This is a genomic window from Brevibacterium sp. FAM 27836 (genome assembly GCF_051351055.1).
Taxonomy (GTDB): domain Bacteria; phylum Actinomycetota; class Actinomycetes; order Actinomycetales; family Brevibacteriaceae; genus Brevibacterium.
This window is the reverse complement of the sequence record NZ_CP195711.1, coordinates 1,748,420-1,768,919: the sequence shown is the minus strand read 5'-3', so window position 1 is coordinate 1,768,919 and position 20,500 is coordinate 1,748,420. Positions and strand designations below refer to the sequence as shown.

Below are 20,500 nucleotides of genomic sequence, written 5' to 3'. Positions count from 1 at the left end.
TACCCCGGCCCATCCCGAAGACGAGGTGACCTCGGTCTCAGGTGAGCCCTACCGAGAGGTAGGCGCGTTCGGCAGGGTCGGTGGTCAGGTCGAGGGCGCGCCGACGCGCCGTGGCCGCCTCGTCAGTGCGGCCGAGGCGGGTCAGCAGATGAGCCCGCAGCACCCAGGCCGGTTGGAAAGCCGAAAGGCGTGGTGAGTCGGCATCGAGTGCGTCGAGCGCCATCAGTCCCGTCTCGGGGCCGTCGACCTCCGCGAGGACGGCCGCCCGGGAGACCGAGCCGCCGAGGCTCGGCGCGACCTGCGCGAGGTCGTCGTGGAGGCGCAGCAGCATCGGCCAATCCGTGGACCCGGTGCGGATTCCTGCCATATGGAGGAGTTGGATGGCCGCCTCGAGTCCGAATCGGCCGATGTGTCCGCAGCGGTGGACCTCGACGAGGTGGCGCTCGCCGGCCTCGGTGAGTGTTTGGTCCCAGAAGTTGGGGTCCTGACAGGAGAGGGGAACGAATCGCCCGTCACCGCTGCGTCGGGCGGGGAAGCGAGCGGCAGAGAGGTGGATGAGGGCGGCCAGTCCGTGGGATTCGCCGTCGCCAGGGCACAGCTGCGCCACGAGACGGGATAGGTACAGGGCCTCGCCGATCATGCCGTCTCGCGGCTGGGCCGCCGCATGAGTCCATTCGATGGCGAAGGCTCCGTAGATCGTCTCGTGCACATCGGGCAGACGGGACTCGAGGTCGAGGCGGTCGGGACTGCCGAAGGCGACGCCGAGACCGGCAACCCGCTTCTTCGCCCTGGTCAGACGGGCAGAGACGGTGGCGGCCGGCAGGGCCATGGCCGCGGCGATCTGCTTCGCCGTCATTCCCATCACCGCCGAGAGCATGAGCAGCGGCCTGGCGGCCGCGTCGATGTCCGGATGCGCGCAGGCGGCGAGGAGTTCGAGGCGCTGATCGGGCAGAGCGTAGGGGGCAAGATCGGCGGAATCGGCGCTCGCAGAATCAATGCTCGAAGGATAGGAACCGAGGCGGCCCGTCGCCCGGTCGATATGCGCACCACCCTGGTCGATCCGGTCGATCGTCTCCTCGTCGAGGGCGGTCGCGGTCCGGGCGGCCGCAGACTTCCATACGTCCCGGCGAGCATTGAGCGCCACCCGGTAGAGCCACCCTTCGGGATTGTCGGGCGGCCCCTGGGCCCGCCACGCGGTGACGGCACGTTCGAGCGCGGTGGCCAGTGCATCCTCGGCGCCGGCGATGTCTCCGTCGGCGGCCGCGATGAGCGCGATGATCCTGCCCCAGCCGTCCTGGGACAGGTTCATCGCCCACTCGGCAGGATCGGTGATCTCTGCGGGCTCGGTCATCGCGGCGAGGAGTTCAGGACGACTGGTCCGGTCGGGACGGGCAGTCGCCCGATCGGGCCGGCCCGTCACCCGGTCGGGTCCAGGTGCCGTCGACGAACGAAGTCGCCGCGGGTCGGATCTCGATCGTGCCGTAGCTCGTGCCGGGGAATTTCTCGGCCCAAGTCAGGGCCGCCTCGATGTCGGGAACGTCGATGACGACGACCCCGGCCAGAGCCTCTTTCGCCGCGGCGAAGGGCCCATCCTCGATGACGACCTCTCCGGTCCTCCGGGTCACGGTCTTCGTCTCGGAGTGGGGTGCGAGCATCTCCCAGGCGACGAATACTCCGGCCGAGGTCAGGGCCTGGCCGAAGTCGTCCATGAGGCGCATCATCTCCTGGAAGTCCTCTTCGGTGGGGGCGGGGCCGTCGACTCCGGGCTCGGGGGCGTGGAAGATCAGTGAGTAGCGCATGGTTCGCTCCGTTCTGTGTGCGGCGACCGGATTTCGGTCGCTCACAGAGAAGACGATCGAATCGACGTCGATTCAACACCGTGCTCAGAATTCTTCCACGAATTCCTTCCGCCGAGGCGGTTCGGCCCGGCCGGGTGCTCAGACCAGCCCGGTGTAGACCGATCCGGGGTTGAAGATGTTGTCAGGATCGAGGGCCTGTTTGATCCGGTGGTTGAGCTCCATGACGTCCTCGCCGAGGTAGGGCGCGAGCCATGGGGCTTTGAGCCGGCCGACGCCGTGCTCACCGGTGATGGTGCCGCCGAGGCCGGTCGCCAGGTCCATGACTTCGCCGTAGGCGATGCGCGCGCGCTCCTGCTGCGCCTCATCCTTCGGGTCGAGCACGAGCAGGGGGTGCGTGTTGCCGTCGCCGGCGTGGGCGATGACGGCGATCGTGACCTCACGCCCGGCCGAGATCTTCTCGATGCCGAGGACCAGGTCGCCGAGCTTCGGCAGCGGGACTCCGACGTCCTCGAGCAGCAGAGCGCCCTTCTTCTCCACGGCCGGAATCGCGATGCGGCGGGCCGTGACGAAGGCTTCGCCCTCATCGGGGTCGGCGGTGAGGTAGCACTCGGAGGCGGCGTTGGAGTTGCAGATCTCTTCGATGAGCGCCGCCTGCACGCTCGAATGCTCTCCGGGTTCGTCGGATTGGATGACGAGCATGCCCTCGGCCTCCCGGTCGAGACCCATCTTCAGTTCGTCCTCGACGGCGTTGATCGACGGCTTGTCCATGAACTCGAGCATCGACGGCCGCATGGCCTTCGCGATGTCGAGCACGGCCTGCGTGGCATCGGCGAGCTTGCCGAACATCGCGACGACGGTCGTCGGGGGCAGCTGGGCGGGAATGAGTCGCAGGGTCACCTCGGTGATGATGCCCAGGGTTCCTTCGGAGCCGACGAAGAGCTTCGTCAGCGGCAGACCCGCGACGTCCTTGAGCCTGGGTCCACCGAGATTTACGGCCCGCCCATCGGCGAGCACCACCGTCATGCCCAGCACATAGTCCGTGGTCACGCCGTATTTCACGCAGCACAGACCGCCGGCGTTCGTGGCGATGTTGCCGCCGATCGAGCAGAACTCGAAGGACGAGGGATCCGGCGGGTACCACAGGCCGTGTTCGGCGGCGGCGGCCTTCACCTCGGCGTTGAAGGCACCCGGCTGGACGACGGCCATGCGCGTGATCGGATCGATGCTGATCTCGCGCATCTGATCCAGTGAGAGGACGATTCCGCCGGCGATCGCGGAGCTGCCTCCGGACAGTCCGGAACCGGCGCCGCGGGGCACGATCGGCACCTTCGCCTCGGCGGCGATGCGCACGACCTGCTGCACCTCCTCGGTGGAGGACACTCGGACGACGGCCAGCGGTACGCCGGCATCAGGATCGTTCGCTCGATCCCAGCGGTAGGCGTCCATCGAGTCGGGATCGGTGATGACGGCCGAGGCCGGCAGGGCTGAGGTGAGGGAGGAGACAACGTCCATGTTGTGATCGAGCCTTTCGAGCGGAGTTCGGCACCCGGAATTCGCTTCCGACGTTACCAGGATCACTGTCGTTCTCGGCGCGGAGGTCAAGGTGCGGACCGGGCGGGTCCGCATCGTGCCGAGAGTGCTCGTGAAGGGCCCTTCCGCAGCTCGTCGCGGCGTAGGCTGAACCCATGACCGTCGCCCCCGATCAGCTGCCCGCCGCCTGCGTGCTCGGGACCGTGCCCGGCACCGGGCTCGAGGGGGCGCGGATCCGCATCGTCGATCTCGATGCGACAGGTGCACAGATCGGTCGGATCGAACTCGCCGAGGCGGCCCTGCCCGAGTTCGTCCGTGACCGTGAGAACCCGGCCGGAAACGCCGCTGTCGGCCCCGACGGGTCCGGCGCCGACGGGGCGGATCAGCGCACACCCCCGCCGAGATGGGTCTTCAGCGACACCCCGAAGTGGTACCCGCCGCTGCTGGCGGCCGGGGTGAGCATCGAACGCTGCCACGATCTGCGACTGGCTCATGCGATCCTCGCCCGCTCCGAACTCGTCACCGCCGCCGAGCCGCTCCGTGCCGCCGAGGATTGGGACGCCGCGCCCACCGGCGCCGAGGACGGTGAGGAGGCCGCCGCGCTCTTCGAGGTCGACGCCGGCCGCGGCCGTGTCCCGCAGGTGCCGCACGACCTTGAGGCGGCCCTGGCCGAGTTCGCCCGCCAGACCGCCGCCGTCGACAGCGCAGGCGATCCGGGTCGGCTGCGTCTGCTGCTGGCGGCGGAATCGGCCGGAGGACTCGTCGCCGCGGAGATGCGAGCGGCCGGGGTGCCCTGGGACGAGGCCGAGCACGACCGGATCCTCACTGAGCTCCTCGGGCCCCGGCCGATCCGTGATGGGAAACCCGCGAAGATGCTGGCGAAGGCCGATCAGGTCCGTGCCGCGCTCGAGGACCCGCGGGTCAACCTCGACTCCCCGAACCGGCTGCTGTCCTCCCTGCACAATGCCGGCATCAACGTCGCCTCGACTTCGAAATGGGAGCTGAGCGGCAGCGAGCATCCGGCGATCGCACCTCTGCTCGAATACAAGAAGATGGCGCGGCTGCTGAGCGCCAACGGCTGGCATTGGCTCGATGAGTGGGTGGATGAGGGTCGCTATCGGCCGGTCTATGTGCCCGGCGGCGTCGTCACCGGTCGTTGGGCGGCCAGTGGGGGAGGGGCTCTGCAGATTCCGCGGCAGCTGCGCCCGGCCCTGCGCGCCGACCACGGATGGCGTCTCGTCTCCGCCGACGTCGCTCAGCTCGAACCCCGTGCGCTCGCCGCCATGTCCGGGGACCGGGCGATGGCCGCGGCCGGGTTCGGCAAAGACCTGTACTCCGGGCTCGTCGATGCCGGAGTCGTGGCCACGCGGCAGGAGGCGAAGATCGCGGTGCTCGGTGCCATGTACGGTTCGACGACCGGTGAGGCGGGTGCCTTGGTGCCCCGCCTGCGTGCGAATTTCCCCGCCGCGATGCATCTCGTCGATTCCGCCGCCGAGGTGGGAGTGCGTGGGGGAGTCGTGTCCACCTGGCTGGGGCGGACCTCCCCGCCGCCGAGCGAGGGCTGGCAGCGCCTGCAGAAGGCCGCGAACCGCTTCGACGCCACCGGCGTCGATGAGCAGCGGGCCCGTCGGGCCGCCGGTGACCAGGGACGGTTCACCCGCAACTTCGTCGTCCAGGGCACCGCCGCCGAATGGGCGCTGGCCTGGCTCGCCGATCTGCGGCTGCGTTTGGCCCGGCTGCCCGCAATCGACGGAGGCAGCGACGGAGGGTCGGGATCGATAGGTCGGTCGGCTGTCGAACCGGCGGCTGCGGAACCGGCGGCCGCCTCGGGACCGGTGTTCTCACGTCGCGCCCACCTTGTCTTCTTCCTCCACGATGAGGTCATCGTCCACGCCCCGGCCGAGCAGGCCGAACGGGCGGCGGAGGAGATCAGGGCGGCGGCCGCCTCGGCGGGCCGTCTGCTCTTCGGTGATGCCCCCGTCGATTTCCCTCTCGAGCTGAACATCGGGCAGCGCGCGACCAAGGACTGAGTCGGTTCGAAGACCGCCCTGGGGCGAGGACTGAGCCGGTGGGAGCCCGATTCGAGCACTGAGTGCGAACTGAAAGATCAGTGCCGATGCATGGAATAGACTGCGGGCGTCAGGCGCTGGACGATGGGGCCCAGTTTCGCATATCCGAACAAGGAGAGCACATGAGCATCAGCGTCAAGGCACTGCAGAAGACCGGGCCGGACCAGCCGTTTTCCGTCACGACCATCCAGCGGCGCGACCCGCGTCCCGACGACGTCGTCATCGACATCAGGGCCGCGGGCATCTGCCACAGCGACATCCACACCATCCGCAACGAATGGGGTGAGGCGAACTTCCCGCTGACCGTCGGCCATGAGATCGCCGGCGTCGTCGAAGCCGTCGGCTCCGAGGTCACAGGGTGGAAGGTCGGCGACCGTGTGGGAGTCGGCTGCATGGTCGACTCCTGCGGCGAATGCGAGGAGTGCCGGGCCGGCCAGGAGCAGAACTGCTTCACGGGCAGTGTCGGCACCTACAACGTCGAAGACGTCGACGGCACGATCACGCAGGGCGGTTACGCTCAGAAGGTCGTCGTCAACGAACGCTTCGTGTGCCGCATTCCCGATTCCCTCGACTTCGACGTCGCCGCCCCGCTGCTGTGCGCGGGCATCACCACCTACCAGCCGCTGGCCCGGTGGGGCGCCGGTGAGAAGAAGAACGGCGCACCCAAGCAGGTCGCTGTCGTCGGGCTCGGCGGGCTCGGCCACATGGGTGTGCAGATCGCCGCGGCCATGGGCGCCGAGGTGACCGTTCTCTCACGCACGCTCAACAAGGAAGCCGATGCGCTCGCCCTCGGTGCGAAGCGGATGCTCGCCACCACCGAGGACGGCTTCTTCCGCCGGCACAACGGCGAATTCGACCTCATCCTCAACACGATCAGCGCCGACATCCCCGTCGACCGCTACCTCCACCTGCTGGGGCCGCGTGGAGTCATGGCCGTCGTCGGACTGCCGCCGGAGAAGCAGAAGCTGTCCTTCGGTTCGATCATCGGCGGGGCCAAGGTGCTCGCCGGATCGAACATCGGCGGCATCGCCGAGACCCAGGAGATGCTCGACTTCTGCGCCGAGCACGGCATCGCCGCGAAGATCGAGACGATCCCCGTCACCGAGGCGGACGCCGCCTACGACAGGGTCGTGGCCGGAGATGTGCGCTTCCGCGTCGTCATCGACACCGCGAGCTTCGACGATGTCGAAGCAGTCTGAGCGAAGTCATCTGAGTCGAGGTCGCTGAACAGTGGTGAGGGGGTGGGTTCGATGACAGGGTCGAAGAGGCGGGTGCGGACCGTGCCCTTGGCGCTGCTCATCCTCTACACGATCTTCATCGGCCTCGTCACGCTCACCCCGAACCAGCTCGACACGGGTTCCGGTTCATTCATCGCCCGACTGCTCGAGTTCCTCGCCTCTCACCCGGTGACGGCGTGGATCGACTACGACATCCTCGAGAAGCTCGCGAACGTCGGCATGTTCGTTCCCTTCGGTCTGCTCGTCGCGCTCCAGTGCGGACGCAGCCGCTGGTGGGTCGGCTGGGTCACGGGGATCGCCTTCACCTGCCTCATCGAAGGCACGCAGGCGACCCTGCTCTCGCCCACCCGCTTCGCCACGATCAGCGACCTCGTGACGAACAGCCTCGGTGCCGGGATCGGCGCGCTGCTCGGGCTCATCGTCATGACCATCTGGCCGCCGAGGTGGGACGACGAACCCATCGATCACGAGGTCCGTTGAGGACGTTCCAACCCCATCGTTCACGAGATCCGTTGACCGCTCTCCAAGGATTCGGCCGTATGTTGGACGGTGATGACAGATCGTGATCAGCGCACCGTCGGTGCGCCGCTGGCCCTTCTCGTTCTCTACACCCTCTTCATCGCCGCCATCACGCTGACCCCGCAGCAGATGGGCACCGGCCCGGACACCCTCATCGGGTACGCACTCGACCTCTTCGCCGCTCACCGGGAGACGGCCTGGCTGACCTACGAACGGGTCGAGAAGCTCGGCAATGTGGCGATGATCATTCCCTTCGGCTTCCTTGCCGCCCTGCATTTCGGGCGCAGCCGCTGGTGGTTCGGGTTCCTCTTCGGTGCGGGCTTCAGCGCCGCCATCGAGATCTTCCAGGGCACCGTGCTCACGCAGACCCGGTTCGCCACGCTCAGCGACCTCGTCACGAACACGATCGGCGCGGGCATCGGCGCGCTCCTCGGCCTGTGCTGCATGGCCGTATGGCCGAAGCGGAGGGCGCGAAGTGATTCAGGCCGGGAGCTCGCGGCCGTCTAGGGAGTATGCCGGATATCGGATCTCCCCCAGTCGTTCTCCGGATTCTCAGCCGTTCTCCGGAGCCTCGAGGGCCGCGATGCACAGACCGAGCGCCTCGGTGACCATCGTCCGCGTCTCTTCGTCGAGTGGCGAGACCATCCGGTCCGAGATCGCCTCGACTCGCGACGCCGCCCGGTCGAGCAGCCTTTCGCCCGCCGGGGTGAGACGCGTGGGCAGGACACGACCGGAGTCGGCCTTCACCGGGCGGGTGACGAGTTCGCGGTCCTGCATTCCGCGCAGAAGAGTGTTCATCGTCTGCCGGGTGACGAAGGCGCCGCGGGCAAGCTCGGAATTCGACGCTCCCGGCCGCCTGCGCAGCTGCTCGAGGCAGTTGTACTGCGGCGTGGTCAGCCCCAGCGGTCGCAGCGTCTCGTCCATCCGAGACCGCAGCGCCGTCTGCAGGTGCTTGAGCTGATAGCCGAGGTGGGATTCGAGCGCCACCGGTGCCGCATCGTTCGTCCGCCCATCAGTGTCCGTCTCCACATCGTGACTCTCTGAACCTTGACCCATGTAAGTATTCTGACATACATTTGCTGATGTCAGGATGCTGACATTTAACGAATAAAGAGTTCCGTCAAGCGGCGGGGTGCCGAAAGAGCAGGGAGAACGTCATGAATGCGTCAGCCAGCACTGAGTCAGCCAATGCGGAGTCAGTCAGAGCAGGGTCGGCCGGCACGGGGTCGGTCGGCACAGTGAGCGGTCCGGACTTCATCGCCGTGCAGGTGCGCGATGTCGAAGCGGCCGCCGGGTTCTACGAATCGAAGCTCGGACTCACTCGCGCCCCATCCGCACCTCCCGGAGCGGTCGTGTTCACCACCTCGCCGATCCCCTTCGCGGTGCGCGAACCGCTGCCCGGCGTCGATCTCGATTCCGGGGACCGTCCGGGGAACGGGGTAGCGTTGTGGCTGAGATGTGAAGATGCGCGCGCTCTCCATGACTCCCTCGCCGAGGCAGGGGTCGAGATCCTCCGCGCGCCGGCCCCCAGCCCCTTCGGTCTCACCTTCACGATCGCCGACCTCGACGGCTACGCGGTGACGTTCCACGACGCAGGGTGAGGGCAGCTCGCCCGTGTGCGCCGAGAGTCCGATCAGGCCTCGTCGGCAAGGTCCGCCGACGAGGTCTGTGAGTATCGCGGCCACCAGCAGTACACCCGGTCGGCGTATTCGCGGTATTCGTCGCCGAAGCGCTCATACAGGTCGGCCTCCTCGTGGGGGCGGATGAGCCAGTTCCACAGCAGCGAGCCGACGAGTGCGTAGACGACGACGAGCCATGAGCCGATGAGCACACCCATCGACACGCCTTGGACGATGCCCGCGATGGCCATCGGGTTGCGGACGAAGGAGTAGGGTCCGCGGGTGACCAGGTGGTTGGCCATCTGTCCGGGCAATGGGGTTCCGGAGCCGAAGTTCGCGATCGCGCGGGCCGACCACACTCCGATGACGCTGGAGAACGCGAGCAGAGCGAAGCCGAGGACGGCCACCAGGATCGGGAACTTGTAGGCGAGGCCCCATCGGTCCTCGAAGCTGTTGATGATCAGGGGGATGATGACGAGGAAGACGCTCCAGAAGATGACGACCTGGATCGTGGTGCGCACGAGCAGGTGGGAGCGCACGCGGGTGTGCGAACTGTGGAAGGCGAAGGGGCCGATGAGGAGCTTCTCGGACGGGATGCGGCCGTAGAGCATGAGGGCGCCGGCGAGCACGCTGCCGAGCGCGGCGAGGATCATGAGTACGGCACCGAGTCCCGCCTCGGTGGTGGCGGTCGCGTAGATGATCATGCCGAGGGCGACGAGCACACTCCAGCCCGTGGCGATCCACACGGCCCAGCGGAAGTTGAGCGCGGCCAGGGCCGAGCCGATGACGAAGAGCGGGATGTCGACGATGGCGATGATCAGCGGGTCGATTCCGCCCAGCGTCGCCGTCTGCACGGCGGGGATCGTCGCGGTGCCCAGCCACCACGCGGCCCCCGCGAGGGCCTGGAGCGCGAAGTACATGCGACCGTGGAAGATGCGCAGCCGCTTCTTCGGTTTGTTCACCTCGGTGACATGGCGGTTCATGCGATCACCGTCCCGCGGAAGCACACGGTCGTGGCGCCGCCGACCCAGATCTCATCGTCGTCTCGGGTGATCGAGATGACCCCGGCGCGGCCGAGCGCGGTGCCCTGAGTGGCCGTATAGGAGTCCGGGGCGAGGCCGGCGCCGATGAGCCACTGCGCGACGGAAGCATTGAGGCTGCCGGTGACGGGGTCTTCGGCGACGCCGACGCCGGGGACGAAGGCGCGGATCTCATATTCGTGCGCCGAGGCGGCCGGATGGGAGCCGAGGACACCGAGCTTGGCATCGGGGACCGCCGAGAAGTCGGGGGACAGAGCGAGCACCTGTTCGGCGCTGCGCAGCCGCACGGCCGCCCAGCCGGGGCCGTTGTCGACCCACTGATGATCGAGGATGTTGCCGCGATCGACGCCGAGGGCCGCTGCGATCTGCGCCACGTACGCTTCGTCGAGCTCACCGGTGCGCAGGCGTTCGGGAGCGGCGAAGGCGAGGGTGGGGCCGCCTCGGCGAATGTCGACGAGTCCGGCACCGCATTCCTGGACGATTCGGCCCTCCTGCTTGGGTGTGCCTCCGGCGTCGAGCCAGGCCGCGGCCGAACCGAGGGTGGGGTGGCCGGCGAAGGGCAGTTCCCGGTGCGGAGTGAAGATCCGCAGGCGGTAGTCGGCGGCGGGGTCCGTGGGGGAGAGGACGAAAGTGGTCTCGGACAGGTTCGTCCAATTGGCGATCCGCGCCATCTGCTCGTCATCGAGGTCATCGGACTCGAGAATGACGGCAACGGGATTGCCGCGGTAGGCAACTGCGGAGAAGACGTCGACCTGGGCGAATGGGCGGTTCTGGGACAATGACACTCCTTCGGAGACGTGGCGCACGCAGCGAACGGGGGATCGTGCGGCCACTTCTCTCAGTGTAGAGGCCCGGGGCGAGTCCACGGACCGCCGCACCCTGGCACGGGCGCGTCGGTTCCACTATGTGGCGCCCGTCGGTCCGCAGGTCGCCACCTCGGTGCCGGTCCGCCGGTCGCCACCTCGGTGTCGGTGCCGGTGCGCGGTCGACGGGACTGGGCGCGCGATTGCATAATGAGGCATGGTCAAAGGTGCTTCAGCAGGGGGCCGACCGCCCCACATCGGTGTGATCGGCGGCGGGTTCATGGGGCGCGTCCACAGTCGGGCAGCGCGTGCGGCCGGGGCCGTGCTCGACACCGTCGCCACGTCCGGGCCCACCGGCAGCGCCCGGGCGGCTGCCGAACTCGGGTTCGCGGATTCCGCATCTGTCGACGAACTCATCGACCGGTCTCTCGACATCGTCCACGTGTGCACTCCCAACGATGTCCACGCCGAACAGTCGCTGCGGGCGCTCGATGCCGGTTCCGCGATCATCTGCGAGAAGCCGTTGGCGACCGATTCGCCATCTGCCCGGGCCGTGCTCGCTCGCGCCGAGGAGCAGGGACTGGCCGGGACCGTCCCCTTCGTCTACCGCTTCCATCCGATGGTCCGCGAGGCTCGTGCCCGCTTTCGCGCCGGTGGAGCCGGCCGGCTGCTCACCGTCGACGCCGGGTATCTGCAGGACTGGCTGCTCGGCGCCGACGATGAGAACTGGCGCGTCGAATCGGCCCGCGGCGGACCCTCACGTGCGTTCGCGGACATCGGCTCCCACCTCGTCGACCTCATCGAGTTCATCGTCGACGACCGCATCTCGTCCCTGGTGGCGACGACACGGACCGTCCACCCTCGCCGAGGCGGGGCCTCCGTGGCGACGGAAGACACCGTGGCCGTCACCGCCGAATTCGCTGGTGGAGCCATCGGCACGCTGCTCGTGTCCCAGTTGGCACCGGGACGGAAGAATTCGCTCACCGTCGAGATCGCCGGCACCGAGGCGAGCCTCCGGTTCGACCAGGAGCAGCCGGAACGTCTGTGGTGGGGACGCCGAGACGAGAGTCGCCTCCTTGTCCGTGATCCCGAAACGATGCACGCCGATGCCGCGAGACTGTGTGCGGTCCCGGCCGGCCACGCGCAGGGATATCAGGACGCCTTCAACTCCTTCGTCGCCGACTCCTACTCGTACTTCGCCGGCGGTGATCCGGAGGGACTGCCCACACTCCGCGACGGAGTCCGCGCGGTGCTCGTGACAGAAGCGGTCCTGAAATCGGTGTCGACCCGAGCCTGGGTCGACGTCGAAGCGGTGTGAGGGTCGTTCGTTCCCGGGCCGCCACTGCGGTTGAACCCGGGCCATCACTGCGGTTGAGTGAGACCTGAGGACGTCACCGCGGTTGAGTGAGACCTGAGGACGTCGCACAGGCTCGATTCGTAGACTGAGCCGCTATGGACTTCAAGCAGGCAACGGCGACGTGGTGGGACGCGATCACCTCGGGATTCGGGCGCCAGGACGGACTCGAGCTCGACGTGGTCGGGCTCGTCCTCGTCATCGGACTGCCCCTCCTCGTGACGCTGACCCCGGGCATCTGGCGCTTCTTCGGTCTTTTCGTCACCTTCGTCCACGAACTCGGCCACGCATTTGCCGCCCTCACCACCGGACGCGTGGTGAAGGGGATCTCGCTGAATTTCGATCATTCGGGGCAGATGAACTCCTTCGGCCGAGTCGGCTTCTCAGCCACCTGGGCGGGGTTCTGGGGATATCCGGCACCGGGCGTTCTCGGTCTCGTCCTCATCACCTCGGCGGTCTTCGGGTGGGCCCCGCTGGCGCTGTCGGTGGGGGCGTTGATTCTGCTCGTGGCGCTCCTCTTCATCCGGAACTTCGCGGGTGCGATCATCGCCGTGATCACCGCGATCGCGGCCCAGCTCGTCGTCGTAGTCCTGCCGCTCGAATGGATCGCTGTCTTCGTCGCCGCGCTCGGCACCGCGCTGACGGTCGGTTCGCTCAGGGACCTCGTCAAGATCATCCGCGTCCATACCCGCCGCCGACGCGTGCAGCAGTCCGATGCCTATATCCTCGCCCAGGATTCGCGACTGCCGGCCGGTGCCTGGCTGACTCTGTTCGCGCTGGTCATCATCGTGTGCGCGCTCGCCTCCGCGCGCATTCTGTACACGGCGGTATCGATCGGGTCGCTGTGACCTGACGGACCGGTCGCTCGGGTCGCTGCGGTTGACCATGTGCGCGGCATGGGGCCGTGTTCTCATGTCCGTGGCGGATGGCAGAATCGAACCATGGCAGCTCACCCGAAATTCTCCGCCGTTCTCTTCGACTGCGATGGGGTCCTCGTCGACTCCGAAAGCATCACCAACGGTGTTCTGCATGCCATGCTCGTCGAACTCGGCTGGCAGCTGACCGCCGAGGAGTGCATCGCCCGGTTCGTCGGGAAGATGCTCCGCGACGAGGCCGACATCATCGAGGAACACACCGGATTCCGGATCGACGATGAGTGGATGACTGAATTCCGTCGGCGCCGCAACGCGGGGCTCGAGGCCTCACTCCAAGCGATCCCGGGAGTCGTGGAAACGGTGCACCGCCTCGCTGAGTCCTATCCGAACAGGATCGCGTGCGCATCGGGCGCAGACCGTCCGAAGATCGAACTTCAGCTGCGGAAGGTCGGACTCTTCGATGCGTTCGGCGGCCGGATCTTCTCCGGCATGGAGCAGCCGAACTCGAAGCCGTCCCCCGACGTCTACCTCGCGGCTGCCGAATCCTTGGGCATCGACCCCGCCGAGGCTGCCGTGATCGAAGATTCGCCCACCGGAGTGATGGCCGGTGTTGCGGCAGGATCCCGTGTGCTCGGGTTCTGCCCGGATTCGCCGGTCCATCACAGCGTCGATACGCTGCTGGCCGTCGGAGCGGCCGAGACGTTCGCAACGATGGGCGATCTGCCGGGCCTGCTCCTGGAGTAGCCGCGAGGACGCCGCAGGAGCATGACCCAACGGCTGAAGGGGCAAGGGCTGAGCCTCGTGTCCGCTTTCGAGAAGTGTCGGGTTCAGCGCCGTTTGTCTTCGAACAAACGTCTGCAAATAGCAATCAAAAATAGATCACTTCGGTTTGTAATCGAATTGTGACATTCATTGATCTGGTTCTGAAGTAGAATAGAGCCAAGGCATTCACATCGACGTGAAGGGCGGCGAGACCGATGAAGGATCCCCAGGATCCGAGCAACGACGGTCTTGAGCCTGCCTCAAACGATTCTTCGAACGAGTCCTCGAGTGACCCTTCGATCGAAGGCTCCAATGGCTCCTCCATTGAGCCGTCTTCCCTAACGGCCCCGTCTTCCCCTCCGCCGCTGGTCGGCCCCGAATCACCGCGTCGCCTCGATGTCGACCCTGACTCGCCCATGGCCGTGGTTGCGAGCATCGCACGACTGAGCACCGGAGCACGCATCGCAGAACTCCAGGCCGTCGCCGGTCTCTTCCTCGCCGAGGTCGTCGATCGGCTCCGCTATGCTCCCGAGGGCGAGATCTACCACCACGCCACCTTCACCGAGACGGTGGACCGCTTCATCACTGCCCGCGACGGGGAGCCGAAAGACGCACCCTCCGAGCCCGACGGTGATGAGCCAGAAAGCGACGAGTCCGACAACGCTGAGGCGCACGGCGTCGATCCCAGCGCCGTCGGCAACGTCGAGTCCGACAGTGCTGGGTCCGGAAACGTCGAGAGCGACGGTGCGGAGCCAGACGACGCTGAGGCGACCGAAGTCGAGCCCACCGCGGCTGCCTCGCCGAAGCAGCTTCCGAATTTCCCGAAGTTCCAGCTCTACCGGTCGTTCAATTCGTGGGCGCACGAATTCGCCGCAAAAGAAGAAGTCGCCGAACTGACTGCAGTCCTCGGCGCGACGATCGAGGGTGCATACAACGAGATCACGAACGCTCTCACTCTGGTCTTCGGACTGCCGAAGTTCCTCGACCGCTGCCTCAACGGAGAGTTCACTATCGAGCATGTGCTCGTCGCGGCACGGGCCGTGAAGGACGTCGAGTTCGAGTACGTCCCGCGTCTCGACACCTACCTCGGACAGCGTCGCGCCGACATCACCATCGAAACCTTCAGGAAGTCCCTGAACCTCAAGATAGCGTCTCTCGTTCCGGTCGAGGATCGTCTCGAAGTCGCGGCGAGGCGTCGTCGTGTGGACATCACGACCTACGCCGACGGAACCGCTTCGGTGATGCTGTCGGGCCCTGCCGTGGAACTGCAGGCTTTCTTCCTGCGCATCGAGGCGTTCGCGCGCGCCATCCGCAACGGAAACATCTCCGCGTTCACCGATCAGGATGTGTCCGGAATCGATGTCGGCGAGCAGGACAGCATCGCCGCCCTGATGTTCGACATCGCCACGCGAGCGACCCCGCAGATGGTCATCGCCGTGACAGCTCATGACACAACGACCGGAGAGACCTCCACGAAAGAGGTCGCTCTCGACTCCATCGAGACCGGCGACCGCAAAGCCCCCATCTCGGCCGGCGCGGTCGACCGCGCAGCTCGGGCGGCCACACAGGAAGCCGAAGAATCGGCAGGAGCCGGCGTCGAGGTGAGGTCGATCATCAAACTCGCCATGCCCACCCACGGACAATGGGTGCGTGAGCAGGCGAAGATGATGGTGACGGTTCCCTATCTCACCGCAGTCGGCCGCTCGGGGCTTCCGGGAATGTTTTCGGACGGTGCTCCCGTGCCCGCCGATGCTGCGAAAGCTCTGGCCGGCGACAGTCCCACCTGGCATCGGATACTCACCGACCCGGCGACCGGCACCCCGATCGACGCGCGCTCGAAGAGCTACTACATCCCGGCGGATGTCCGCGCTCCGCTGACCGGGAAGTGGCAGTCATGTTCTGTGCCGGGGTGCACCCGTCGCGCCGAGACCTCGGAAATCGACCACATCATCCCGTTCGACCACGACGATCCCGTACGAGGCGGCCAGACGACGTTCGACAATCTCCACCCACTGTGTCGGACTCATCATCAGCTCAAGACCGACCGCAAGTTCTCCATCCGCACGACCGCAGCTGGGGCCGTGGAGTATGCCTTCGCTCATGATGTCGTCACGACAATTCACCCGCCGGATAACCCGATCAACGCCGAGCACGCATGGCAGGTGGAGAACTATGACCAATTGCCGGACCGGCTGGCGGTCGACGAAGAGCCCGCCCCCGAAGCAGGGGACCGGTGCGACTTCGACGACCTGTCCGGCTTCGGTGGCTGGGCGGGTGGCGGTAGGGTCACCCCGTTCGAGGCTGACTCTGCCTGCACCGCGCGCACAGGTTCCCCGCCCAGCACTGATACCCCGCGCACGGGCGCCCCGCCCGGCACGGACACCTCGCGCAAGGACACCTCGCTCAGTATGGACAGCCCGCTCAGCACGGGCGCAGGGGATGAGTGGGCCGACCGCACGGACGGCGGCGAGGGATCGGTCCTGCGTTACACCTCGGAGACCGGCACTGCTTCGGAGACCGACACTGGGGCGACCGCCGGCGGAGACCGGCGAAGTTCGAAGGCTCGCCGGTCACGGGAAGCGCAGGAGTCGATCTGGACCGTGAGCTGGGATCCGGAGAACCCGCCGCCGTTCTGACCCACCCCGCGCTGTTACGACCGACCCCGCGCCGAGGTTCTGGCAGGGACAGGGATCAGCCCTTGTCTTCCTCCTCGATCAGCCGACGCACGTCATCCTGAGTCTTGACCTCGCCCTTCTTCGCCGCCTCGATGACCTTCTCGTGCTGTGCATCGGTGACGACCGGAATCTCTTCACCGTTGCAATCGACGATCTTGCCGTCCTTGACGGTGTCGCCCTCGGTGAGGATGGCCTCGTTGTCGATCAGCCGCTGCAGCTCCTCCTGGCGGATGACCCGTCCGGTGCCCGCCACGAAGACCGACCGATCCGTTCGATCCTTCGACTTCACACCGATGTGGTTGAAGACGAGGTTGAGCAGCACCGCCATGAGCGTCGCCGAGGAGATTCCCGAGTGCAGGATGATGCCGACCCACGAGGGGAAGGAAGTGTAGAAATCGGGCTCGACGACCGGGATGATTCCGAAGGCCAGGGACACTGCGACGATGATCATATTGAGGTTGCCCTCATAATCGACCTTCGCGAGAGTGCGGATGCCTGAAGCGGCGACCGTGCCGAAGAGGACGATGCCAGCGCCGCCGAGCACCGGGGTCGGCACCGCCGCGACAACTCCGCCCATCACCGGCAACAGGCCGAGGATGACGAGGATGGCACCACCGGCGGTGACCACGAAACGCGACTTCACACCGGTGATCGCCACCAGCCCGACATTCTGAGCGAACGCCGACTGAGTGAAGGAGTTGAAGACCGGCGACACCGCCGAAGACAGCATGTCGGCACGCAGACCCGAGGCGATGCGCTTCGAGTCGACCTTGGTCCGCACGATCTCGCCGACCGCGATGATATCCGCGGTCGTCTCGGCGAACGTGACGATGACGACGATGAACATCGAGATGATCGCGGCGGCCGAAAATGTTGGCATACCAAACGCGAAAGGCTGCGGGAAGGCAAAGATTCCGCGATCGAGCACGTGTGAGAAGTCGGCCCACCCGAAGATGAGGCAGCCGATGGTGCCGAGAACGATCGCCAACAGGATCGACAGGCGCGAGACCATCGCCACCGGGATGCGGCTGAGGACGAGCACGATGGCCAAGGTGACCACTGCGATGAGGATATTGCGCATGCTGCCGTAATCGGCGGCCTCCGCGTCACCGCCCATCGCCCAGCCCGCGGCCACGGGCATGAGCGACAGACCGATCGTCGTGATGACCGTGCCGGTCACCACCGGCGGGAAGAACTTCACGATGAGCGCGAAGGCGGGTGCGACGACGAGGCCGATCACCGAGGCGACCAGGACCGAACCGAACACCGCGGGCAGACCGTCGCCACCCGCGAGGATCGACGTCATCGTGGCCACACCGGCGAACGAAACGCCCTGGACCAGCGGCAGCTGGGAGCCGAAGAAGGGCACGCCCACCGACTGCAGGATCGTCGCCAGACCGCCCATGAACAGGCACGAAGCGATGAGCACGCTGATGCCGTTGCCATCGAGGCCGGCGGCGTTTCCGATGATGAGCGGAACAGCGATGATTCCGCCGTACATGGTCAGCACATGCTGCAGGCCGTAGGCGAAGGAGCTGCCGACCGGAAGCCGTTCGTCCTCGGGACGATGCGACTGGGATTTGGCCGCCGATGCGCGGCCATTCTTAGGTGAGTGTTGGGATACCGACATCTATCTCTCCGTTGAGTTGTCCTCGAACGCTTACTGCTCCGCCCCGCGCCGAACCGATTGGTATTCCAGTTTCTGGACGGCAAGGTCGGTGTGGAGCTCCACTGTGACCGAGGAATCGGTTTCAGAATTCCGAAGTGCGAAACAAGATTTCCTTATCGCAAAACTCTAAAGGAATACCATTCGACGCGCAATACGTTTTCGTGACGTGCGGCACATGCTAGAGTCTCGCTCGTCGGTGTATTCGTCAAACGGCAACCTACTGATCGTTCGCTCAGTTCGGTGGCTCCGGATCATCGTACAGGCGAGTCGAACGGTCCGCACAGCCGGGTCGTTCGGACTCTCTGCACGATCGGGTCACAGCGCTGATGCGTCTGATCGTGGGTTCGGACGGCGCAGATGAACCGTGAGATCGGTATCTGCGGGCCAGTGATCGAGAGATCGGAGGGCCGAGACATCGGACGGCGGAGCAGCAGACGCCGGAAAACCTGAGCTGGTGGCGTCGACCCCCAGCGTTGTCGTCACTCATCACGGGCCATGCAGTGAGAACCGCAGGCCGAGCTTCGAGCTCCGAAAGGCGACGACATGACAGGCGATATGACACACGACATGACAGGCAGCGAGCGCGCGAACGCCGGTGGCCACACCGGAGACCCGACAGCGCGACTGTGGCTGCGCGATCCCTTGGCCGTCCACCTCGGTGCCGGTGTCGATCCTGATCGAGCGGCCCGCGGCATCGTCATCGACCGGTCCACGGGCACCATCGTCGAACTCGTGCCCGCCGGTGGGGAGCCGAGCGGTGGTGAGCCCAGCGATGCGGCTGGCTTCCGCGGCGAGGTCATCGACGCCTCCGCACACGTCATCACACCCGGGCTCATCAACACCCACCACCACTTCTACCAAACGCTGACCCGCGCCTGGGCGCCCGTGGCGGATCTGCCCCTCTTCGGATGGCTGCAGAACCTCTATCCGGTGTGGGCCCGGCTGACCCCGCGCGCCCTCGAACTCGCCACGACCGTGGCCATGGCAGAGCTCCTCGAATCCGGATGCACGACCGCCGCCGACCACCACTACCTGTTCCCGACGGGCATGGACGACGCCATCGACGTCCAAGTCGACGTCGTCCGCAGGCTCGGCATGCGCGCCATGCTCACCCGCGGCTCGATGTCACGGGGGGAGAAGGACGGCGGACTGCCGCCGCAGCAGACCGTCCAAGACGCCGAGGTGATCCTCGCCGACTCCCGCCGCCTCGTCGAGAGCTACCACGAACGCGGCGACGGAGCGCAGATCCAGATCGCCTTCGCCCCCTGCTCCCCGTTCTCCGTGACCACCGAACTCATGCGCGAGTCCGCGACTCTGGCCGCCGAACTCGACGTCCGCCTCCACACCCATCTGGCCGAGACCATCGACGAAGAGGACTTCTGCCGCGAGACCTTCGGCATGCGCACCGTCGACTACCTCGAATCCGTGGGCTGGCTCGGCGATCGGGCCTGGCTGGCCCACGGAGTGCACTTCGACGAGGAGGAGATCCGCCGCCTCGGCGCCGCCGGGGCTTCCGTCGCCCACTGCCCGACCTCGAACATGCGCCTGGCCTCGGGCATCGCCCGCGCCGTCGAACTCGAAGACGCCGGCGTCAACGTCGGCCTCGGCGTCGACGGATCCGCCTCGAACGATGCCTCGAACCTCATCCGCGAAGTCCGGCAGGCCCTCTACGTCCAACGTCTGCGCTACGGCACCGAGGCGGTCACCTGCGACCGGGCCCTCGACTGGGCGACGAAGGGCTCGGCTGCTGCGCTCGGTCGCGGAGACATCGGGACCATCGAGGTGGGCAGGCGGGCCGATCTCGCGATGTTCCGCCTCGACGGGCTGGCGTTCTCCGGATCTCACGACCCGATCCCCGCGCTCGTCCTCTGCGGAGCGGAGAAGGCCGACCGGGTGATGGTCGACGGCCGGTGGCGAGTCATCGACGGCAACGCCATCGGCGCCGACGGGGTCGAACTCGACAAAGCGGCCCTCATCGCCGCACATCGGCAGGAAGCGCACCGCCTCGTGGCGGGCTGATCTGTCAGGTGGCGGCCGCCTCGGCGATCAGTCCTCGGGTCTGCGGAACACCTCGCGCAGGTGATCGCCGGTGAGGAAGTCGCCGACGCCGATCATGACGAGGCTGAACACGATCTGCTCGGTGATCATCCACACCGGATAGAGGCCGGGGATCGCGGCCATGACGAGGGTGATGACGGGGAAGATCTGCGTGAACAGGCGCAGCCGCTGATAGCCCCAGTAGAGGCCCTTCGTCGCTCGCCAGAAGAAGTAGAACAGCGTCGCGGTCATGCCGAGGACGACGACGGTGCGCATCCACACGGCGAAGGGCACCGGCTCGCCGGCACGGGCGATGATGATCGCATAGACCACGGCACCGAAGCCGAGGGCGAGCTCGAACGCGAGCAGCCAGGTGATCCAGGAGAAGGCGCGTTTCGTCTTCGGCTGCTCGAGGCCCTCGGGCGCCACGACGATGCCCGCCTTGCTGCCTCCGGCGATGCGATCGATCTTCGAGAATACGTTCTCCATAGCCATGCGCTCAGGCTAACCC

General features: G+C 66.7%; 18 protein-coding genes. 10 read left to right on the top strand and 8 right to left on the bottom strand.

Going from position 1 to position 20,500, the window contains the following annotated elements; genetic code table 11:
* Nucleotides 1-37: 37 nt before the first annotated feature.
* The 3 genes from ACSE4D_RS07995 to ACSE4D_RS07985 form a co-directional block, all read right to left on the bottom strand.
* Nucleotides 38-1,351: an RNA polymerase sigma factor gene (locus tag ACSE4D_RS07995; protein WP_205683285.1), complete on the bottom strand. Its 1,314-nt coding sequence runs from the start codon at nt 1,349-1,351 to the stop codon at nt 38-40.
* 13 nt (nt 1,352-1,364) lie between these two features.
* On the bottom strand, nt 1,365-1,799 hold the full coding sequence (locus ACSE4D_RS07990; protein ID WP_135537640.1) for a YciI family protein: 435 nt from the start codon (nt 1,797-1,799) through the stop codon (nt 1,365-1,367).
* Nucleotides 1,800-1,937: 138 nt separating this feature from the next.
* Complete coding sequence (locus tag ACSE4D_RS07985; RefSeq protein ID WP_436327023.1) at nt 1,938-3,311, bottom strand: FAD-binding oxidoreductase; 1,374 nt, start codon at nt 3,309-3,311, stop codon at nt 1,938-1,940.
* A 173-nt stretch (nt 3,312-3,484) separates the two neighbouring features.
* On the opposite strand from ACSE4D_RS07985, the gene ACSE4D_RS07980 reads away from it, so the two are divergent.
* The 4 genes from ACSE4D_RS07980 to ACSE4D_RS07965 all read left to right on the top strand — a co-directional run bounded on the left by ACSE4D_RS07980 (nt 3,485) and on the right by ACSE4D_RS07965 (nt 7,662).
* Nucleotides 3,485-5,359, top strand: coding sequence for a bifunctional 3'-5' exonuclease/DNA polymerase (locus ACSE4D_RS07980; protein WP_436327022.1), 1,875 nt, complete (start codon nt 3,485-3,487; stop codon nt 5,357-5,359).
* A gap of 161 nt (nt 5,360-5,520) precedes the next feature.
* On the top strand, nt 5,521-6,597 hold the full coding sequence (locus tag ACSE4D_RS07975; RefSeq protein WP_135537637.1) for an NAD(P)-dependent alcohol dehydrogenase: 1,077 nt from the start codon (nt 5,521-5,523) through the stop codon (nt 6,595-6,597).
* Nucleotides 6,598-6,648: 51 nt separating this feature from the next.
* Nucleotides 6,649-7,116 (top strand): VanZ family protein, encoded by a 468-nt coding sequence (locus ACSE4D_RS07970; protein ID WP_425119139.1) that lies wholly within the window; start codon nt 6,649-6,651, stop codon nt 7,114-7,116.
* A 72-nt stretch (nt 7,117-7,188) separates the two neighbouring features.
* Nucleotides 7,189-7,662: a VanZ family protein gene (locus ACSE4D_RS07965; RefSeq protein ID WP_425119140.1), complete on the top strand. Its 474-nt coding sequence runs from the start codon at nt 7,189-7,191 to the stop codon at nt 7,660-7,662.
* Between the two features lie 45 nt (nt 7,663-7,707).
* On the opposite strand, the gene ACSE4D_RS07960 is transcribed toward ACSE4D_RS07965, so the two are convergent.
* Nucleotides 7,708-8,184, bottom strand: a complete 477-nt coding sequence (locus tag ACSE4D_RS07960; RefSeq protein WP_436327021.1) for a MarR family winged helix-turn-helix transcriptional regulator — start codon at nt 8,182-8,184, stop codon at nt 7,708-7,710.
* A gap of 128 nt (nt 8,185-8,312) precedes the next feature.
* Here ACSE4D_RS07960 and ACSE4D_RS07955 point away from each other — a divergent pair, with 128 nt between their 5' ends.
* Nucleotides 8,313-8,756 (top strand): VOC family protein, encoded by a 444-nt coding sequence (locus tag ACSE4D_RS07955; RefSeq protein ID WP_436327020.1) that lies wholly within the window; start codon nt 8,313-8,315, stop codon nt 8,754-8,756.
* 32 nt (nt 8,757-8,788) lie between these two features.
* Here ACSE4D_RS07955 and ACSE4D_RS07950 read toward each other — a convergent pair whose 3' ends face one another.
* The gene (locus tag ACSE4D_RS07950; protein WP_425119142.1) at nt 8,789-9,757 is read right to left on the bottom strand and encodes a methyltransferase family protein; all 969 of its coding nucleotides are present in this window, start codon (nt 9,755-9,757) and stop codon (nt 8,789-8,791) included.
* Entirely contained in the window at nt 9,754-10,593 is an 840-nt protein-coding gene (locus ACSE4D_RS07945) for a PhzF family phenazine biosynthesis protein (RefSeq protein ID WP_425119143.1), read from the bottom strand. The genes ACSE4D_RS07950 and ACSE4D_RS07945 overlap by 4 nt, the downstream gene beginning before the upstream one ends.
* A 241-nt stretch (nt 10,594-10,834) precedes the next feature.
* Between ACSE4D_RS07945 and ACSE4D_RS07940 the strand changes: the two genes are divergently transcribed.
* The 4 genes from ACSE4D_RS07940 (at nt 10,835) to ACSE4D_RS07925 (ending at nt 16,244) form a co-directional block, all read left to right on the top strand.
* Complete coding sequence (locus ACSE4D_RS07940; protein ID WP_135537632.1) at nt 10,835-11,935, top strand: Gfo/Idh/MocA family protein; 1,101 nt, start codon at nt 10,835-10,837, stop codon at nt 11,933-11,935.
* Between the two features lie 134 nt (nt 11,936-12,069).
* The gene (locus ACSE4D_RS07935; protein WP_135537631.1) at nt 12,070-12,819 is read left to right on the top strand and encodes a M50 family metallopeptidase; all 750 of its coding nucleotides are present in this window, start codon (nt 12,070-12,072) and stop codon (nt 12,817-12,819) included.
* 93 nt (nt 12,820-12,912) lie between these two features.
* Nucleotides 12,913-13,590 (top strand): HAD family hydrolase, encoded by a 678-nt coding sequence (locus ACSE4D_RS07930; RefSeq protein ID WP_135537630.1) that lies wholly within the window; start codon nt 12,913-12,915, stop codon nt 13,588-13,590.
* A 434-nt stretch (nt 13,591-14,024) separates the two neighbouring features.
* Complete coding sequence (locus ACSE4D_RS07925; protein WP_167854331.1) at nt 14,025-16,244, top strand: HNH endonuclease signature motif containing protein; 2,220 nt, start codon at nt 14,025-14,027, stop codon at nt 16,242-16,244.
* 55 nt (nt 16,245-16,299) lie between these two features.
* On the opposite strand, the gene ACSE4D_RS07920 is transcribed toward ACSE4D_RS07925, so the two are convergent.
* Nucleotides 16,300-17,913, bottom strand: a complete 1,614-nt coding sequence (locus ACSE4D_RS07920; protein ID WP_135537628.1) for a nucleobase:cation symporter-2 family protein — start codon at nt 17,911-17,913, stop codon at nt 16,300-16,302.
* A 606-nt stretch (nt 17,914-18,519) separates the two neighbouring features.
* Here ACSE4D_RS07920 and ACSE4D_RS07915 point away from each other — a divergent pair.
* Entirely contained in the window at nt 18,520-19,971 is a 1,452-nt protein-coding gene (locus ACSE4D_RS07915; protein WP_135537627.1) for an 8-oxoguanine deaminase, read from the top strand.
* A gap of 27 nt (nt 19,972-19,998) precedes the next feature.
* On the opposite strand, the gene ACSE4D_RS07910 is transcribed toward ACSE4D_RS07915, so the two are convergent.
* Nucleotides 19,999-20,484 (bottom strand): hypothetical protein, encoded by a 486-nt coding sequence (locus ACSE4D_RS07910; protein WP_135537626.1) that lies wholly within the window; start codon nt 20,482-20,484, stop codon nt 19,999-20,001.
* Nucleotides 20,485-20,500: the final 16 nt, after the last annotated feature.

What these genes read in the sequence shown, in the direction of transcription:
- ACSE4D_RS07955 (WP_436327020.1), top strand. Translation starts at nt 8,313, where the DNA reads ATGAATGCGTCAGCCAGCACTGAGTCAGCCAATGCGGAGTCAGTCAGA.
- ACSE4D_RS07995 (WP_205683285.1), bottom strand. Translation starts at nt 1,351, where the DNA reads ATGACCGAGCCCGCAGAGATCACCGATCCTGCCGAGTGGGCGATGAAC.
- ACSE4D_RS07985 (WP_436327023.1), bottom strand. Translation starts at nt 3,311, where the DNA reads ATGGACGTTGTCTCCTCCCTCACCTCAGCCCTGCCGGCCTCGGCCGTC.
- ACSE4D_RS07965 (WP_425119140.1), top strand. Translation starts at nt 7,189, where the DNA reads ATGACAGATCGTGATCAGCGCACCGTCGGTGCGCCGCTGGCCCTTCTC.
- ACSE4D_RS07930 (WP_135537630.1), top strand. Translation starts at nt 12,913, where the DNA reads ATGGCAGCTCACCCGAAATTCTCCGCCGTTCTCTTCGACTGCGATGGG.
- ACSE4D_RS07940 (WP_135537632.1), top strand. Translation starts at nt 10,835, where the DNA reads ATGGTCAAAGGTGCTTCAGCAGGGGGCCGACCGCCCCACATCGGTGTG.
- ACSE4D_RS07975 (WP_135537637.1), top strand. Translation starts at nt 5,521, where the DNA reads ATGAGCATCAGCGTCAAGGCACTGCAGAAGACCGGGCCGGACCAGCCG.
- ACSE4D_RS07915 (WP_135537627.1), top strand. Translation starts at nt 18,520, where the DNA reads ATGACAGGCAGCGAGCGCGCGAACGCCGGTGGCCACACCGGAGACCCG.
- ACSE4D_RS07935 (WP_135537631.1), top strand. Translation starts at nt 12,070, where the DNA reads ATGGACTTCAAGCAGGCAACGGCGACGTGGTGGGACGCGATCACCTCG.
- ACSE4D_RS07925 (WP_167854331.1), top strand. Translation starts at nt 14,025, where the DNA reads ATGGCCGTGGTTGCGAGCATCGCACGACTGAGCACCGGAGCACGCATC.
- ACSE4D_RS07980 (WP_436327022.1), top strand. Translation starts at nt 3,485, where the DNA reads ATGACCGTCGCCCCCGATCAGCTGCCCGCCGCCTGCGTGCTCGGGACC.
- ACSE4D_RS07950 (WP_425119142.1), bottom strand. Translation starts at nt 9,757, where the DNA reads ATGAACCGCCATGTCACCGAGGTGAACAAACCGAAGAAGCGGCTGCGC.
- ACSE4D_RS07990 (WP_135537640.1), bottom strand. Translation starts at nt 1,799, where the DNA reads ATGCGCTACTCACTGATCTTCCACGCCCCCGAGCCCGGAGTCGACGGC.
- ACSE4D_RS07910 (WP_135537626.1), bottom strand. Translation starts at nt 20,484, where the DNA reads ATGGCTATGGAGAACGTATTCTCGAAGATCGATCGCATCGCCGGAGGC.
- ACSE4D_RS07970 (WP_425119139.1), top strand. Translation starts at nt 6,649, where the DNA reads ATGACAGGGTCGAAGAGGCGGGTGCGGACCGTGCCCTTGGCGCTGCTC.
- ACSE4D_RS07920 (WP_135537628.1), bottom strand. Translation starts at nt 17,913, where the DNA reads ATGTCGGTATCCCAACACTCACCTAAGAATGGCCGCGCATCGGCGGCC.